We start from the raw sequence: 16254 nt of genomic DNA on the forward strand, positions 1-16254 counted from the left end.
AAACAATCTTGTGATCAGCTTTAACGCATCCAAGATTATCTAACGAACTCAGCCCCTAATAATTTTTCTAAAATTTGGCGACTGAGAGGTTCAACTTGTTGCTCTAAAGCTTGCAGGGCTTGTTGTTTTTCCTGCTCAATTTCTTGAGCCGCTTTGTCTCTCAATTTTTGCGCTTCTTGTAATGCTTCTGCGACTTTTCCCGTAGCAATTTTCTGGGCTTCCGCTTGAGCATTTACAATCGTCGCTTGAGCTTTTTTGCGAGTTTCTGCTAACTCTAATTCGTATTGTTTGGCTAATTTTTCAGCTTTAGCCAGACGTTCTTTGGCGTTGACTTCGCGATCGCGGATATAATCCGCCCGTTCATCAATTGCCTTTCCTAATGGTTTGTAGAAAACCTGGTTTAAAATTACTGCCAGAATTACGAACTGCACTGCCATTAAGGGCAAGGTGGCATCAAGATCAAACAGTCCTCCTTCTTTAGCAGCCTCTTCAACCGCAAATAAAATTGTCCAGTGCATTATTGTCCCTTGAAGAGTTGAATTGAAGATGGATTTTAGACCCAGAGTTTCAGAGCACCTGAAACCTCAAATCTAAAATCCATGTTTGGATTACTGTTTAGGCGAAGGGGTTAGCAAACAGCAGTACCAGAGAAACGACCAGACCGTAAATCGTCAGTGCTTCCATGAAGGCCAAACTTAACAGTAAAGTCCCACGAATTTTACCTTCTGCTTCGGGTTGACGGGCAATCCCTTCCACTGCTTGACCAGCAGCAATCCCTTGACCAATTCCAGGGCCGATCGCGCCTAAACCAATAGCTAAAGCAGCAGCAACAACGGAAGCAGCAGCAATCAGTGGATTCATGATGATTTTCTTCCTTCTAAATACAAAACAGTTAACAAACAATCAATTAGACAAAATGTGAATTCAATCCCTATCAGCATTTATAAAACGAGGAGATTTGAAGAAAACAATTTTCTTCTTTGTCCCGTTATCAATGCCAGATTCGTTTAATGGATTGGAGTCCCCAAAACGTTATTTTACCAATAAAGGGGATCTAGTTTAACCCAACAGCACATTTTGGAAAAATCAAGATCTTAAGAAAAGAAATCTTCAAGGATTTGTTGCTTTTCTTAGTCGTGATGTTCCGCACCATGTCCTTCTAAGGCTTCACCAATATAGTTCGCTGCCAGCGTCGCAAAAATTAGCGCTTGAATGGCACTCAAGAATAAACCTAAAACCATCAGGGGCAGAGGAATAAACAGAGGCACCAGGAATACCAACACGGCCACCACCAGTTCATCCGCCAAAATGTTACCAAACAAACGGAAACTCAGTGAGAGGGGTTTGGTAAAATCTTCAATCACCCGGAAGATCGCGAGAAACGCAAGGGGTTGAGCGTAATCAGCAAAATAACCGACAAAGCCTTTTTTACTGATTCCGGCGTAGAAATATGCTAAGGACGTTAACAGGGCTAAGGCCACTGTCGTATTGATATCGCTGGTGGGCGCTGCTAATTCTCCTGAAGGCAGTTCGATCAGCTTCCAAGGAATTAAGGCACCTGACCAGTTAGAGGCAAAGATGAATAAGAACAGTGTTCCAATGAAGGGAACCCAAGGACGATATTCTTTTTCCCCGATTTGGTCTTTAGCAAGGTTGCGAATGAATTCTAGGGCGTACTCCATAAAATTCTGCATCCCACTGGGAATTCGCTGCACGTTGCTGCTGGCCAACACTGAGACAAGAATCAGCAAACCGATTACAAACCACGAAGTCAGAAAAATCTGACCATGCAGTTTTAAACCGCCGACTTCCCAATAGAGGTGCTGGCCAACTTCCAAACTAGCAAGGGGAAGAGGATTGAAGATGTTTAAAACAGTCAGCATTTCCATTCAAGAGGCTTCCTCTACAGATTGAGGACTGGAGGATTCCGAAAACCACGTGACCTACTTTGGCTTCAAGGTGAACGTTGTCATCAGAACATAGGACAGGAGGGCGACTTTGTAGGTGAGAAATCCTAAGAAAATCGGTAAAATCTGGAGTTGATGCCAACGAGTGGCTAAAATCATAAAACCCGCTAGGATTAAAATCCGATTTGAGCCTAGTTTTTTCTTCTCTCTACCCAGTTTTTCGACATCCTGGCCGAGCATTCGCAAGTAGACTATGCCCACGCTCGCCCCGATTAAATAGTTGCAAGCAACTTCCAGGGAATAAAAACAGCAAACCGTAACAAAAATTACCCCCGTCGCCACGAGTGTCATCAGTAGTAACTGACGTTGCAACTGATAATACTCCAGCATGGAAGGGTCGGGTTCTACAGCAAGCTTAGACCCGGATTCGACTGTTTCCTCTGCGTTTGTCATAGTTACTTGGACAAGTTCACCTATTTTGAGTTCAGTCACAACTGATTGATCCGCTCCGAAAAGCGGGCAGTTCTAACTTTTCCCAAGTTCACGCACAGGCGCATAACACGCTCTGTAAGCCACAATGAATCATATCATGTTGTGGGAACAGAACTTAAAAGAAATTTAATGATGGCTGTTGACTAAATTGTAGTAAGCCCTTCAGGGCTTTCTTAACCCTCAACCCAAAACAAACTTAATCCCCCAATGCAACTTGAATCTTCTGTTTAAGGGTAGTAACAACGTCCTCAATGGCAATTTCTTGGGAGTTGTGAGTAGCTCGTTCTACCCATTCCACCTTACCCGATTTAATCGAACGTCCCGTTACAATGCGATAGGGGATGCCAATCAGATCTGCATCTTTGAATTTTACCCCGGCTCGTTCATCTCGATCATCTAATAACGTTTCAATTCCCGCTTGCTTCAATTCTGTATAGAGTTTTTCGGCTATTTCCACCTGTTGACCATCAGTAATATTAGGAATCACAATAATGGCTTGATAAGGTGCGATCGCCACAGGCCAAATTATCCCATCTTTATCATAGGATTGTTCAACGGCCGATTGCGCTAACCGAGATACCCCCACCCCATAACATCCCATGACTAACGGTAATTCTTCCCCCTGTTCATTGGTGAAAGTTGCCCCCATTGCTTGAGAATATTTAATTCCCAGTTGGAAAATATGACCGACTTCAATTCCTCTCGCACTGTCTAAAATTTGGTTAGGGTCATGAACCGCGCGATCGCCTTTTTGGGCTTTTCTAATATCAACAATACGTTGAGGTAAGGTAAATTCTTGACCCCAATTTGCCCCAACAACATGATATCCTAATTCATCCGCGCCAGTCACAAAATTCTTTAATTCAACGGCAGTTTGATCCACCAGTCGCACAAATTTAGAGTAAACCCCTTCCTTCGTTTGAGAGCTAATATAACTATCTTCTAAACTTGGAGACATATAGCCTAATGGTAACGGTTTTGCCGTCCATTTTTGTTGCGCTTCTTCATCAGGAACTGTTAACGATAATATGGTTTTTGCGCCAAATTCAGACGCTAATTTTGTTAATTCATTTTGCAATTTAACATCATTAACCTCCTGATCTCCCCGAATACTAACTAAAATTAAAACCGTTGTGCCATTATCATAAACGACTTGATAGAGAACATTTTTAACAATTTGGGTCGGGGAACATTTCAAGAAATTGGCTAAGGTTTCAATGGTATTTGTATTTGGAGTTTCTAACTTTTGATATTCAGTAAAACTAGACGTTTCAGCATCAACCGGAAGGGATACCGCTTTTTCAGTATTAGCCGCATATTTGCCATCTTCAGTGTAGAGAACTTCATCTTCTCCCGCTTCTGCTAAGACCATAAATTCTTGAGAACCACTTCCGCCAATGGCTCCAGAATCAGCTTCTACCGCCCGATATTGTAACCCACAACGACGCAACATATTGCGATAAGCTTGATCCATATCTCGATAGGTTTTCTTTAAACTTTCCTCATCGCTATGGAAAGAATAGCCATCTTTCATAATAAATTCTCGTCCCCGCATTAACCCAAACCGAGGGCGAATTTCATCTCTAAATTTCGTTTGAATTTGATATAAATGTAAGGGTAATTGTTGATGGGAACGGATCATTTCTTTAGCAATGGTTGTGATCACTTCCTCATGGGTTGGCCCTAATGCTAATTCCCGTTTACGACGGTCAGTGAGGGAAAACATAATTCCCTCCGCTTTAGTATAGGTATCCCAGCGTCCCGACTCCCGCCACAGTTCCGCAGGTTGGACTTGAGGAAGCAGACATTCTTGGGCTCCGGTGGCGTTCATTTCTTCTCGAACAATTTGAGAGACTTTTTGCAAAACCCGCCACATCAAAGGAAGATAAGCATAAATTCCACTTCCGATGCGTCGGATATATCCCGCCCGGACTAATAGTTTATGACTGGGAATTTCTGCTTCTTTGGGATCTTCCCGCAGGGTGACAAATAGCATTTGAGACAGTCGCATCGTTTGGTTTCCTGAAATTAAAGACCAATTTATTATTATTGCAGAATTGTGTTCAATTTCACTCTAAAAAATAAAGATTAATCCCCGTAGGGGCGAGGTCTCCTCGCCCATCATCTGATTTAAGTTTAAATCGTTATTTTTTTATTTAACTATTTTTTAATATAACCAAATTAATTAATTTTAGGAGGAAATACTTGAGTTAAATCTAAGGTTAAATCGGGAAAACAAGGTAAAGTTATAGACTCGTTAGGTAAATAAATTGATTTATTCCGATAGCCAAACTCCCCTTGTAAGTTTTGATAGGGTTCCCGATAACATTCTAAACACAAATCGACTAAATTAAAAATCCAATAATCGCTAATATTATTTTCAGCATAAACGGATAACTTCGTTGTTTGATCATAGTCTAAAGAGGAATCAGCAATTTCAATTAATAGTAAAATATCTTCCGGGTGAGGATGAGCGCTTAAATAGTCATCTGCTCGATTTTTAACAATCACTCGATCCGGTTCAGGTTCACTATCAGATGATAAAATAATCGGTTGTTGTCCTCTTAAGGTTGCCCGTTCTCCAATAAGTTTATAAAGTTCTCGTTCTAAGCGAGTCTCGCAAACCGAGTGGGGAGTTCCTTTTGCTGCCATATAAATCAGTTCTCCACAAATCAATTCAACTTTATCATTTTCTTGGAAAAAACCTAATTGAGTTAGGCGGTGATAGTCTTGGATGGTGAATTTTTTAACGGTTGCGATCGCCATATCTTAAATATCAATAATAATTTTAAGTCTATTATAGCAATTCTCAATCGATTGTCATATTTGATTGTAGGGGTTTGGAAACCAAACCCTCTAGGTACAAGGATTAATTAAAAGACTTCTGCCCCTTCAAACTGTTTAATATTTTGCAGTTTAGCAGATTCTCCGCAGGTGCGAGGGGTGGGTAACATTTTACCTGGGTTCGCTAAACCTTTGGGGTTAAAAACCGCCCTCACCCATTGCATGGTTTCTAAATCAATATCGTTAAACATTTGGGGCATATAACATTTTTTGTCCGCGCCAATACCATGTTCACCGGATAAGCTTCCGCCTACTTCAACGCAGATTTTTAGAATTTCACCACCAATTTCTTCAACAATTTCTAATGCTCCTGGAACGGAGTTATCATATAAAATTAAAGGATGTAAGTTGCCATCTCCCGCATGAAACACGTTAGCAATGGGATAACCATATTTTTCACTTAATGCTTCAATTTCTTTTAAAACATAAGCCATTTTTGTTCGAGGGATAACGCCATCTTGGACATAATAATCAGGGCTGACATGACCTGCTGCTGCGAATGCGGCTTTGCGTCCTTTCCAAATTTTTAATCGATCTTCGGGGTTACTAGCTGTAGTAATATTTCTCGCGCCATTGTTTTTACAAATTTCAGCAACTCGTTTTTTATTGGTATCCACTTCCACTTGTAAGCCGTCTAATTCAACCAGTAAAATTGATCCGGCATCACGGGGATATAAACCAATTTTTACCACATCTTCAACGGCATTAATACTGAGATTATCCATGATTTCCATTCCCCCTGGAATAATCCCCGAACTAATAATATCAGAAACCGCAGAGCCAGCCGCTTCTAAATTCGTAAAATCCGCTAATAAAACACAAATTGATTCCGGTGCTTTGAGAATTCTTAAAGTGATTTCCGTAGCAATTCCTAATGTTCCTTCTGAACCAACAAATAATCCCGTTAAATCATATCCCGGCATTTCAGGAATATCGCCCCCAATATCAACAATAGTACCATCAGGAGTGACAATTTTTAAACTCAAAATATGATTGGTTGTGACTCCATATTTTAAACAATGAACCCCCCCAGAATTTTCCGCAACATTTCCCCCAATAGAACAAATAATTTGACTAGAAGGGTCTGGCGCATAATAAAATCCAGCCCCACTAACCGCTTGTGTCACCCAATTATTAATAACGCCGGGTTGTACCACAACTTGTTGATTTTCTAAGTCAATCTTCAGGATTTTTCGCATTAAAGCAGTGACAATTAACACACAATCTTCTACAGGTAAAGCACCGCCAGAAAGTCCGGTTCCTGCACCTCTAGCAACCCAAGGAATTAAATTTTTATCGCAAATTTTAATAACTTCTGCTATTTCTTCTGTGGTTTTAGGAAGTATTACTAAAGCGGGACGTTGACGATAGCTGGTCAGTCCATCACATTCATAAACCAGTAATTCTTCGCGGCGTTGAATCACCCCTTTTTGACCAACAATTGTTATAAATTGTTGAATTAGGGGTTTCCAGTTTCGGGTTTGTTGTGATTTTTGAGCCAGCATAGGAATAACGATGAGAAGAACTTAGGATTTTTATATTATATCGCTTTTATCCTAATTATTAACCACAATATCTTTCATTTGAGTGGGTAGATCAATGATGAATTCACATCCTTCTTCTTGGCTAGAGTTAAAACTGAGTTTTCCTTGATGTTTTTGGACAATAATTTCATAGCAGGTCGTTAAGCCTAGGCCAATTCCTTGACCTACAGGTTTTGTTGTAAAAAAGGGATTAAATAATTGAGATTTGACTTCCTCTGACATTCCTACACCGTTATCTTTAATCCGAATTCTGACTTCATTAGGATTAATAGATTCTGTGATAATCCAAATTGTAGGGGACAGATTGGGTGGCGTTTTTGCTCCTACTCCTAATTCCAAAGCATCAATAGAATTTGTTAATAAATTCAAAAAAACTTGATTAATTTGGCTGGCGTAACAGGTAACATGGGGTAAATTATCATAGGATTTAATAATTTCAATTTCAGCCCGTTGTCCCTCAGCACGCAGCCGATATTGGAGAAGTAATAATGTACTATCTAGTCCTTGATGTAAATCTACGGGTTTAATATCTGATTCTCCCAACCGAGAAAAAATTCTTAAGGCGAGGATAATTCTTCTAATTCGTTCTGTTCCTCTTTGCATCGATCCCAAAATATTTTGGAGATCATTAATCATAAACTCTAAATCACATTCTTGTAAAAAAGATTGAATGGCTATACTCGGTTGAGGATATTCGTTTTGATATAAATAAATTAATTTTAATAAATCTTGAATATATTCTTGAGTCGGAACTAAATTTCCTGAAATAAAACTAATGGGATTATTAATTTCATGAGCAATTCCAGCCACAAGCTGTCCTAAACTCACCATTTTTTCCTTTTGAATCAGTTGAGCTTGAGTAGATTTTAATTCTTGGACGGTTAATTGAAGTTGAGAATTTTGTTGTTTCAGTTGACTTTGTAACTGTTGAATTGTAAGTTGATTTTGAATCCGAATTAAAACTTCTTCAAATTGGAAGGGTTTAGTAATGTAGTCTACACCTCCAACTTGAAACGCTTTGACTTTATCTAAAATATCATCTAAAGCACTGAGGAAAATGATCGGAATATTTTGGGTACGTTCATCTTTTTTGAGTTGTTCACAGACTTGATAACCATTCATTTCCGGTAAATTAATATCTAATAAAATCAAATCGGGGATGATGGTTTTGACGGCGGTTAAAGCCATTTGACCGTTAATCGCTTTACGAACATTATATCCTTGGTCTACCAACATTTGGGATAAAAACCGCAAATTAGCAGGAGTATCATCAACAACAAGAATATCGGCTTTGGGTTGATTGTTTAAAGTATGGTTCATAATTAGAAATAATCAGCCATTTCTATTCTAATAAAAAGTGAAGTAGAACCGATCCTCATGGGTTAGGAACATCACGGAATGTTAAAAAGCACATTGAGTTAATTATACTAATTTTTTTACCAGTGTGGGCAAGATTGAATCAAATTAGTGGCTATTTTACTATTAACAGGTTTAGAAAAAAAATATCCCTGACCTGCATTACAGTTCAATTTTCGTAATTGAGCCAATTGTTGTGCAGTTTCTATGCCTTCTGCAATCACTTTCATTCCCAAGGTTTTGACTAAACTAATAATGACAGGAACTAAGCCCAAATTTTGAGGATTATCGTCAATAGGGCTAATAAAAGAACGATCAATTTTGAGAATATTGACGGGGAAAGAATGAAGATAACTCAGGGATGAATAACCTGTCCCAAAATCGTCGATACTTAAATTGATTCGTCGTTCTTTTAACTGTTTTAATATCTCGGAAGCATTTTCAGGGTGATCTAAAATCGCACTTTCTGTAATTTCTAGGTTTAAATATTGAGGTTCAAGTTGGCTTTCCTCTAAAATCTGATCAATTTGTTTAATTAAATTGTGTTGAGCAAATTGTAAAGCCGATAAATTCACACTCACGGTTAAGGGATAATCTGTTAATTTTTGTTGTTTCCAGGTGGAAATTTGATGACAAGATTCTCGTAATACCCATTCCCCCAGGCGAGAAATTAAACCCGTTTCTTCCGCAATGGGAATAAATAAACCCGGAGAAATTAAACCTTGGGTTGGATGATACCAACGCACTAAGGCTTCAAACCCAATAATAATTCCTGAATCTAAGGAAATAATGGGTTGATAGTGAACGCTAAATTCTTGATTCGTAAGAGCTTTTCTGAGGTCTGTTTCTAATTGTAAGCGTTGCAGAACTGCTTGATACATTTCTGGCTCAAAAAGTTGATATCGACCTTTTCCTAATGCTTTCGCTTGATAAAGGGCTGTATCCGCATCTCGCAATAAATCATCGGGTTTTTGATAGCGGGTATTAGAAACAGCAATCCCCATACTCACATTAATAAAAATGTTTCTAATTCCTAGGGTAAAAGGATGAGAAAATGAGTCTAAAATCTGGCTGGCAATTTGTTGTGGATTACGAGAGTTGAGCGGATTTAATAAAATGACAAATTCATCTCCTCCTAAACGGGCAATTAAGTCCGGTGGATCAATAAAACTTTGTAACCGTTCAGCGATCGCAATCAACAACTCATCCCCGGCAAAATGACCTAAAGAATCATTGATTACTTTGAAGCGATCGCAGTCTAAACATAAAATAGCATACTGCTGATCTGGGGACTCTTGACTGTGTTGAAAGGCTTGTTTTAATTGTTCCATAAACGCGCCTCGGTTCCATAACCCAGTTAAAGGATCATGAAGAACAATTTTTAATAGTTGCTCATTGGCTTGTTCAAGCTGTAATGTTCTTTGTTTTACCCGTTCTTCTAGTTGTAAATTCAGGTGAATCAGTTGACTTTGAATTTGATTTAATTCTAAATGATGCTCAACTCGGACGATGACTTCTTGATATTGAAAGGGTTTAGTAATAAAGTCTACCCCTCCCATTTGAAAAGCTTTAATTTTATCATCCACATGAGATAATCCACTCATGAAAATAATGGGTATATTAGAGGTGGGTGCATGGGATTTTAAATAATTACACACTTCATAACCATTCATCGGCGACATCATAATGTCAAGTAAAATCAAATCAAGGGAATGATTCATCGCGATGGAAATAGCACTTGGCCCATCATTGGCGATGTAAACACAGTATCCTTTACTTTCTAAAATTGAAGATAAAAAAATTAAGTTGTCTAGGGTATCATCTACCACTAGAATCTTTTGATTTTCACCTGAACTTAAGACATTCTTCATAAAGGATAGATTACTAAAATGAGCTTTATAAAGGACAATTTAAACGGAGATATAATAGCTCTATAGCATTTTGATTCCCGATTTACAATCTTTCTAATGGCTGTTTTTTATTTAGCAAATTCAGGCATCCCCTCCCAACATTCATCACCCAAAGACTTATGATTATATTGATCTTAATCAATTTTCTGGATTGAGAAATAGCTGAAAAACAATAAAATATTAAAATAAGGATAATCAAAATTTTAATATTAAGGGTTAAGCTGATCATATAACTTAACCTGAATCAGTGGGAGTCGGACAAGTCTGATTTCAATTTTAAACTTGATTCGGGAAGATTTGGATGGATAAAAATCCTTTCCCCCATAGATTAAGGTACAAATCTCCACTTTAACAATTTACTACATTTACATTAACTGTTATTTTTGGTATAATTTATCCATCCTATCTTAGTGTCGTGAGAGGACTCCCGCCGAGCGCGCAAGACTTCGGCGTGAGCTCAGTCGAACGCTTGGCGGAGAGATGAATCACGACAAAATAAAAACATGAGTAGTAACGAATACGATTTAATTTTCTGGGGTTGTTTGTTGCTCAACATATTTTTTTAGCTGTTCAACCGTGACCCCACCGCAACTGGCAACAAAGTAAGAACCCGTCCAGAAATAAGGTTTGTTATAAAAATATTTAGATGCCAAACCAGGAAATTCCTTGCGAATTAGTCTGCTACTAACAGTTTTAAGATTACCAATTAATGTTGATAGGGGGTGATCGGGTTTGTAGTCGATCAGTAAGTGAACATGATCAGATTCTCCGTTAAACTCCAGTAATGTACAATCCCATTTTTTAAGGGTATCAACAAATATTTCATGTAACCTTGTTAAGATTTCTCTACTAATTGCTTTCCTTCGGTATTTGACGACCAGTACAATATGAGCGTTAAGCCTGTAAACCGATCTAAAACCTTTGTGATACATAGTTGACACTCTCTAACACTAAACGCTATAATACCAGACAAGTTGATGTGTGAGCAGAAATGTTAGACGTTCTCAAGGTAAGGTTGTATCCAAACAAAGAACAGCAAGCAGCTTTAGCGAAAAGCTTCGGTTGTTGCAGATTTGTTTGGAATTATTACCTAGAGAAAACTAATAATCAGTACAAGGAAACCGGAAAAGGGTTAAGTTATTGTGATATGGCGAAGGATTTAACCCAACTCAAAAAACAACCGGATTACCTGTTTCTGAAAGAAGTAACTGCTGCTGCATTGCAACAATCACTCAAAAATTTGGAATCGGCATTTAAAAACTTTTTTCAAAAAAGAGCCAGATTCCCTAAATTCAAAAGTAAACACAAAAAGCAATCCATCCGTTATCCCGAAAGTTGTTCAATCAAAGGAAATGGTGTAAAACTTCCTAAGTTGGGGGTTGTCAAAGCCAGGATTCCAAAAGCAATTAGCAGCAAAATTAAATCTGTTACCGTGTCTAAGACCAGTACAGATAAATATTTTGCCGCTATTTTGTTTGAAGCTGACGATTTAATCCTAAATAAAACTGGGAAAATTTCAGGGATTGACTTAGGGTTGACGAGTTTGGTAACGGTGTTTGATGGTGAAACCTATAGTAAGGTTGACCCAATTAAGCCTACTCGAAAATATGCTAAACGATTAAAAAGAAGACAGCAAGCATTATCTCGAAAAGTAAAAGGGTCTAATAACCGTAAAGGACAGGTTAAAAGAGTTGCTAAAGTTCATGAAAAAATAGCAAACACTAGGCTAGACTTTCTTCATAAACTCTCTCGAAAGTTAGTTGATGAGAACCAAATCATTGTAGTGGAAAACCTTTGTGTCAAAGGGTTAGCTCGTACCAAATTAGCAAAATCCGTGTTAGATGCTGGTTTTGGAATGCTAATTAATTTCCTGGGCTACAAACTGGAAAGAGAAGGAGGAAAGTTAATTGAAGTTGACAGATTTTTCCCAAGTACAAAGCTTTGTCATTGCTGCCAATTTAAAAATAATTCATTGAATTTAAGTATTCGTGAATGGGTTTGTCCAAGCTGTCAAACTCATCATGATAGAGACTCTAACGCAGCACATAATATTCGGGAAGAAGGTATAAGAATACTGTCAACAAATACTGCGGGACACGCAGAAATTCAAGCTTGTGGAGAAGATATAAGACTCGTTAATGCTTGCATTAAAAAGCATTCTTCTGTGAAACAAGAATCCCCCGTCGAGCGCGTAGCTTGACGGGGGAGTGTCAACTCCTAAGTTCTGTCAATATGTAATATCAGCTTTTACTATTTTTTGTTAAAAAATTAACAGTTTGAGACCGAATGCCATAAAAAATCACTCCTCATCCTCCCAAAGCCTGTATTCCTTTATACTTATAATAGGGCTTTAAAGTAAAGTCTGCCAGCTTCTTCCAATATTTACTCAATGACAATCGACGATGTGATTCTAGTCTTGAACGCCATGCTTCCTAAGCCCTTGACCCGACTTCAAGAGCTCATTTTGCGACAAGCATGGGAAGGTAAAACCTACACTATCATTGCTCAGGAAGCTTACTATGGCCCTGAACGAGTTAGAAAAGTTGCAGCAGACTTGTGGATTTTACTGAGTCAGGTTTTGAATGAGTCTATCAATAAAAGCAACTTTCGCAAAATACTAGAATCCCGTGAACTCACCCTCGCTCAACAGCAATTAATCTGGCAAACGTCTTCCCAACCCAGCCTCAACCGCAAAATCCCCCTAGAATTTCCTGACGGCCCTTTATCCTTAAGCTCTCGCTTCTATATTTCCCGTCCTCCTATTGAAGAACTCGCTTTTACAGAAATTATGGAACCGGGTTCTGTATTGCGGATTAAAGCTCCTCAAAAAATGGGAAAAAGCTCATTATTATTAAGAATAATAGCTTATGCAAATGAACTTAATTATCGAAGTGTTACTTTAGATTTTAATCAGGCAGAAGAAAGTTTATTTATCGACTTAAATAAATTCTTGCGTTGGTTTTGTGCCAATGTGGGTCACGCTTTAGATTTAGAATCCCAATTAGAAAATTATTGGGATGAAGACATTGGGAGTAAAGTTAGTTGTACCATTTATTTTCAAAATTATATTCTCGAACACATTCAAGAACCGATTGTATTGGTATTAAATGAAGTTAATCGAATTTTTGAATATCCTGAACTGGCTAAAGAATTTTTTCCGATGTTGCGAGTTTGGTATGAAGAAGCGCGTAAAATAGAAATCTGGCAAAAACTTCGCTTAATTGTTGCCTATTCCACAGAAATTTATGTTCCCCTTAACTTAAATCAGTCTCCTTTTAATATTGGATTACCCTTAAGCTTACCTTACTTGACTCACGAACAAATTAAAGAACTAGCAGAATGTTATCAATTAGACTGGGCCGGTGATTCAGAGATTCAACAGTTAATGGCAATGGTGGGAGGACATCCGTATTTAGTTCAGTTAGCGATGTATCATCTAGTCTCTGTATCAAGTGCAGCATTTTGTAATATTTATACATCCGTATCCCAACTAGGACTGGAGTGCCCCTTAACACCCCAAGCCCAACTCCAAGAACTCCTCCAACAAGCCCCTACAAACGCGGGAATTTATAAAAATCATTTGCGTCGTCTGTTATTTTCTCTGAATCAATATCCTCAACTGAAAGTCGCTTTTCAACAGGTCATTAAGACCGGAGGGTCAGGTAAAATTGACTCGACTTTAGCGTATAAATTAGACAGTATGGGTTTAATTACATTTAATGGTGATCACCTTGAACCCAGTTGTGAACTCTATCGCCGTTATTTCCAAGAAGAATTACAGTAGTTCCCTTATTCCCAATTCGTAATTCGTAATTCGTAATTCCTAATTCCTAATTCCCTACTCTAATATCAAAAAGCCACCCCTAGGGTGGCTGTAAAAAACTCAAATGAGTCAAAACAATTAACAGTCGTAATAAAGTGCAAACTCGTAGGGAGTCGGACGTAACCGGGTGGGGTTAACTTCGTTATCGAGTTTGTAGGAAATCCAGTTAGCAATAAAGTCTTCGGTGAACACACCCGGTTCTGTTAAAAAGGCGTGATCCTGCTCTAAAGCTTCCAACGCTAATTCCAAAGAACCAGGGGTTGAAGGAATTTTCCGCAATTCTTCAGGACTGAGATCGTAGATATCCACATCCAAGGGTTCACCGGGATCAATTTGGTTCTTAATCCCATCGATTCCAGCACAGAGCATCGCTGCAAACGCCATATAGGGGTTAGCCGTCGCATCAGGACACCGGAACTCTAAACGCTTGGCTTTGGGGTTGTTTCCAGCCAGAGGAATCCGCACCGAAGCCGAACGGTTACCTTGGGAGTAAGCCAAGTTCACCGGAGCTTCATATCCAGGAACTAAGCGTTTGTAAGAATTGGTGCTGGGGTTGGTTAAGGCCAACAACGCCGGAGCGTGTTTGAGAATACCACCGATGTACCACAGCCCCATGTCGCTGAAGCCCGCATATTTATCCCCAGCAAACAGAGGTTGACCATCTTTCCAAATAGATTGGTGGGTGTGCATCCCAGAACCGTTATCTGCAAAAATCGGTTTGGGCATGAAGGTGATGGTTCTGCCGTATTTTTTACCGACATTTTTGATCACATATTTGTAGATCATCAAATTATCGGCGGCTTCAATCAGAGTTCCAAATTTGAAACCCAGTTCGCACTGTCCACCTGTGGCCACTTCATGGTGATGTTTTTCAATGGGAACACCACATTTGGCCATGGTTAACAACATTTCAGTACGGATATCTTGGAAAGTATCCGTTGGCGCAACGGGGAAATACCCTTCCTTGTAGCCCGGTTTGTAGGCTAAGTTTCCACCGGGTTCTTCCCTTCCTGAGTTCCAACGACCTTCAACAGAATCGACATAGTAATACCCACAATGTTGGGTTTGGTCGTAACGAACATCATCAAAAATGAAAAATTCCGCTTCTGGGCCAAAGAACGCCGTATCCCCAATTCCCGTCGAAATTAAATAATCAACGGCTTTTTGGGCAATCACACGGGGACAACGACTGTAGGGTTCTCCGGTGCGGGGCTCTTGAATACTACAAATGATGCTGAGAGTCGGTTCTGCCATGAAGGGATCGATCCAAGCTGTTTTGGGATCTAACACCATTGACATATCGGATTCATTAATGGCTTTCCAACCTCGGATGCTGGAACCATCAAACGGTACACCATCTGTAAAGGAGGATTCATCGATTTGGCTGTTGTGTACCGTTAGATGTTGCCAGGTTCCTAGCATATCCACGAATTTCAGGTCAATCATTTGAATCCCTTGGTCTTCGATCATCGATAAGACCTCTTGGGCAGTCTCAGGCATGAATGAATATCTCCTCAAAAATCTTGATTATCTCTGAAGGGCTTGGCAGTTAGTCTGACAAAGCGACTGGCTGATCATAGTGACTCAGATTGATTAAGTTTTGTATTGAGTGCTACAATACAGCACGTCGCGGCTTCAGAATAATTGAAAGATATTATAAAGGAGATAGCCTTCATGCGAGACGCCGTTACAAGCTTAATAAAAAATTACGACAGAACGGGTCGCTATTTGGATCGAGATGCCATCGATCAATTAAAGTCCTATTTTTCGACGGGCACGGCACGGGTGCAAGCGGCTGCGGTGATTAATAGCAACGCGGCTACTTTGGTTAAACAAGCGGGTTCTACTTTGTTTAGCCAAGTTCCTGAGTTGATTCGTCCCGGTGGCTATGCTTACACCACCCGTCGTTATGCAGCCTGTTTACGGGATATGGACTATTATCTGCGTTACGCTACCTATGCTCTGGTGGCTGGAGATATGGATGTTTTAGATGAACGGGTACTCCAAGGATTACGGGAAACTTACAATTCCTTAAATGTTCCCGTTGGCCCAACTGTGATCGGCATCGGTATTCTCAAAGATTTAGTGGCTGAACAAGTTGCAGCCGCCGGACTGCCTACTGGAGATTATTTAGAACAACCTTTTGAGCATTTAATTCGGGAATTGGGTGAACAGGATATTTAATCCGTACAGACCGTCCATGGACGGTCTCTACATTTTTAAGGCGATTGCATTGGCTCACGCTCATTTCATTTTGTTTTGGCTCACTCATGCCCGTAACCCCTCCGATTAGATGAACTTCACCGATTTGTCTACCAGGGGTTTCTGGGCTAATGCCATTTTTACATCCAGATTATTTGACTGCGACGGGAGGAAAA

The 16254-nt window shown here is 39.4% G+C and carries 14 protein-coding genes; 3 read left to right on the top strand and 11 right to left on the bottom strand.

Annotated elements, in window-relative coordinates; genetic code table 11:
- Positions 1 to 35: 35 nt before the first annotated feature.
- The 10 genes from H6G57_RS08165 to tnpA form a co-directional block, all read right to left on the bottom strand.
- Positions 36 to 521, bottom strand: coding sequence for a F0F1 ATP synthase subunit B' (locus H6G57_RS08165; RefSeq protein ID WP_190517679.1), 486 nt, complete (start codon positions 519 to 521; stop codon positions 36 to 38).
- Positions 522 to 615: 94 nt separating this feature from the next.
- The gene (gene atpE / locus H6G57_RS08170) at positions 616 to 861 is read right to left on the bottom strand and encodes an ATP synthase F0 subunit C (RefSeq protein WP_026786419.1); all 246 of its coding nucleotides are present in this window, start codon (positions 859 to 861) and stop codon (positions 616 to 618) included.
- Positions 862 to 1130: 269 nt separating this feature from the next.
- On the bottom strand, positions 1131 to 1889 hold the full coding sequence (gene atpB, locus H6G57_RS08175) for a F0F1 ATP synthase subunit A (protein WP_199314087.1): 759 nt from the start codon (positions 1887 to 1889) through the stop codon (positions 1131 to 1133).
- Positions 1890 to 1943: 54 nt separating this feature from the next.
- The gene (locus tag H6G57_RS08180) at positions 1944 to 2360 is read right to left on the bottom strand and encodes an ATP synthase subunit I (RefSeq protein WP_242048908.1); all 417 of its coding nucleotides are present in this window, start codon (positions 2358 to 2360) and stop codon (positions 1944 to 1946) included.
- 235 nt (positions 2361 to 2595) lie between these two features.
- A complete protein-coding gene (gene proS / locus H6G57_RS08185; protein ID WP_190517532.1) occupies positions 2596 to 4410 on the bottom strand; it encodes a proline--tRNA ligase in 1815 nt (604 codons plus the stop codon).
- A gap of 170 nt (positions 4411 to 4580) precedes the next feature.
- Positions 4581 to 5165, bottom strand: a complete 585-nt coding sequence (locus H6G57_RS08190; protein ID WP_190517534.1) for a Uma2 family endonuclease — start codon at positions 5163 to 5165, stop codon at positions 4581 to 4583.
- Between the two features lie 107 nt (positions 5166 to 5272).
- Entirely contained in the window at positions 5273 to 6748 is a 1476-nt protein-coding gene (gene glcD, locus H6G57_RS08195) for a glycolate oxidase subunit GlcD (protein ID WP_190517536.1), read from the bottom strand.
- A 51-nt stretch (positions 6749 to 6799) separates the two neighbouring features.
- Positions 6800 to 8107, bottom strand: a complete 1308-nt coding sequence (locus H6G57_RS08200) for a sensor histidine kinase (protein ID WP_190517537.1) — start codon at positions 8105 to 8107, stop codon at positions 6800 to 6802.
- 116 nt (positions 8108 to 8223) lie between these two features.
- The gene (locus tag H6G57_RS08205; RefSeq protein ID WP_190517539.1) at positions 8224 to 10014 is read right to left on the bottom strand and encodes an EAL domain-containing protein; all 1791 of its coding nucleotides are present in this window, start codon (positions 10012 to 10014) and stop codon (positions 8224 to 8226) included.
- Between the two features lie 563 nt (positions 10015 to 10577).
- A complete protein-coding gene (gene tnpA, locus H6G57_RS08210) occupies positions 10578 to 10985 on the bottom strand; it encodes an IS200/IS605 family transposase (protein WP_190517540.1) in 408 nt (135 codons plus the stop codon).
- A gap of 59 nt (positions 10986 to 11044) precedes the next feature.
- Between tnpA and H6G57_RS08215 the strand changes: the two genes are divergently transcribed.
- Both H6G57_RS08215 and H6G57_RS08220 read left to right on the top strand, forming a co-directional pair.
- Positions 11045 to 12253: an RNA-guided endonuclease TnpB family protein gene (locus tag H6G57_RS08215; protein ID WP_190517542.1), complete on the top strand. Its 1209-nt coding sequence runs from the start codon at positions 11045 to 11047 to the stop codon at positions 12251 to 12253.
- A gap of 189 nt (positions 12254 to 12442) precedes the next feature.
- Entirely contained in the window at positions 12443 to 13837 is a 1395-nt protein-coding gene (locus H6G57_RS08220; RefSeq protein WP_190517544.1) for an AAA-like domain-containing protein, read from the top strand.
- A 117-nt stretch (positions 13838 to 13954) separates the two neighbouring features.
- Here the strand turns inward: H6G57_RS08220 and glnA are convergent, their stop codons facing one another.
- Positions 13955 to 15376 (bottom strand): type I glutamate--ammonia ligase, encoded by a 1422-nt coding sequence (gene glnA / locus H6G57_RS08225; RefSeq protein ID WP_190517545.1) that lies wholly within the window; start codon positions 15374 to 15376, stop codon positions 13955 to 13957.
- Between the two features lie 174 nt (positions 15377 to 15550).
- Between glnA and apcB the strand changes: the two genes are divergently transcribed.
- Positions 15551 to 16060 (top strand): allophycocyanin subunit beta, encoded by a 510-nt coding sequence (apcB, locus tag H6G57_RS08230; protein WP_190517547.1) that lies wholly within the window; start codon positions 15551 to 15553, stop codon positions 16058 to 16060.
- Positions 16061 to 16254: the final 194 nt, after the last annotated feature.

The sequence above is a fragment of the Planktothrix sp. FACHB-1365 genome, assembly GCF_014697575.1.
Lineage (GTDB): Bacteria > Cyanobacteriota > Cyanobacteriia > Cyanobacteriales > Microcoleaceae > Planktothrix.

Excerpts from the sequence above, each read along its gene's own strand:
- atpE (WP_026786419.1), bottom strand. The coding sequence starts at position 861 with ATGAATCCACTGATTGCTGCTGCTTCCGTTGTTGCTGCTGCTTTAGCT.
- atpB (WP_199314087.1), bottom strand. The coding sequence starts at position 1,889 with ATGGAAATGCTGACTGTTTTAAACATCTTCAATCCTCTTCCCCTTGCT.
- H6G57_RS08180 (WP_242048908.1), bottom strand. The coding sequence starts at position 2,360 with ATGACAAACGCAGAGGAAACAGTCGAATCCGGGTCTAAGCTTGCTGTA.
- proS (WP_190517532.1), bottom strand. The coding sequence starts at position 4,410 with ATGCGACTGTCTCAAATGCTATTTGTCACCCTGCGGGAAGATCCCAAA.
- H6G57_RS08190 (WP_190517534.1), bottom strand. The coding sequence starts at position 5,165 with ATGGCGATCGCAACCGTTAAAAAATTCACCATCCAAGACTATCACCGC.
- glcD (WP_190517536.1), bottom strand. The coding sequence starts at position 6,748 with ATGCTGGCTCAAAAATCACAACAAACCCGAAACTGGAAACCCCTAATT.
- H6G57_RS08200 (WP_190517537.1), bottom strand. The coding sequence starts at position 8,107 with ATGAACCATACTTTAAACAATCAACCCAAAGCCGATATTCTTGTTGTT.
- H6G57_RS08205 (WP_190517539.1), bottom strand. The coding sequence starts at position 10,014 with ATGAAGAATGTCTTAAGTTCAGGTGAAAATCAAAAGATTCTAGTGGTA.
- tnpA (WP_190517540.1), bottom strand. The coding sequence starts at position 10,985 with ATGTATCACAAAGGTTTTAGATCGGTTTACAGGCTTAACGCTCATATT.
- H6G57_RS08215 (WP_190517542.1), top strand. The coding sequence starts at position 11,045 with ATGTTAGACGTTCTCAAGGTAAGGTTGTATCCAAACAAAGAACAGCAA.
- H6G57_RS08220 (WP_190517544.1), top strand. The coding sequence starts at position 12,443 with ATGACAATCGACGATGTGATTCTAGTCTTGAACGCCATGCTTCCTAAG.
- glnA (WP_190517545.1), bottom strand. The coding sequence starts at position 15,376 with ATGCCTGAGACTGCCCAAGAGGTCTTATCGATGATCGAAGACCAAGGG.
- apcB (WP_190517547.1), top strand. The coding sequence starts at position 15,551 with ATGCGAGACGCCGTTACAAGCTTAATAAAAAATTACGACAGAACGGGT.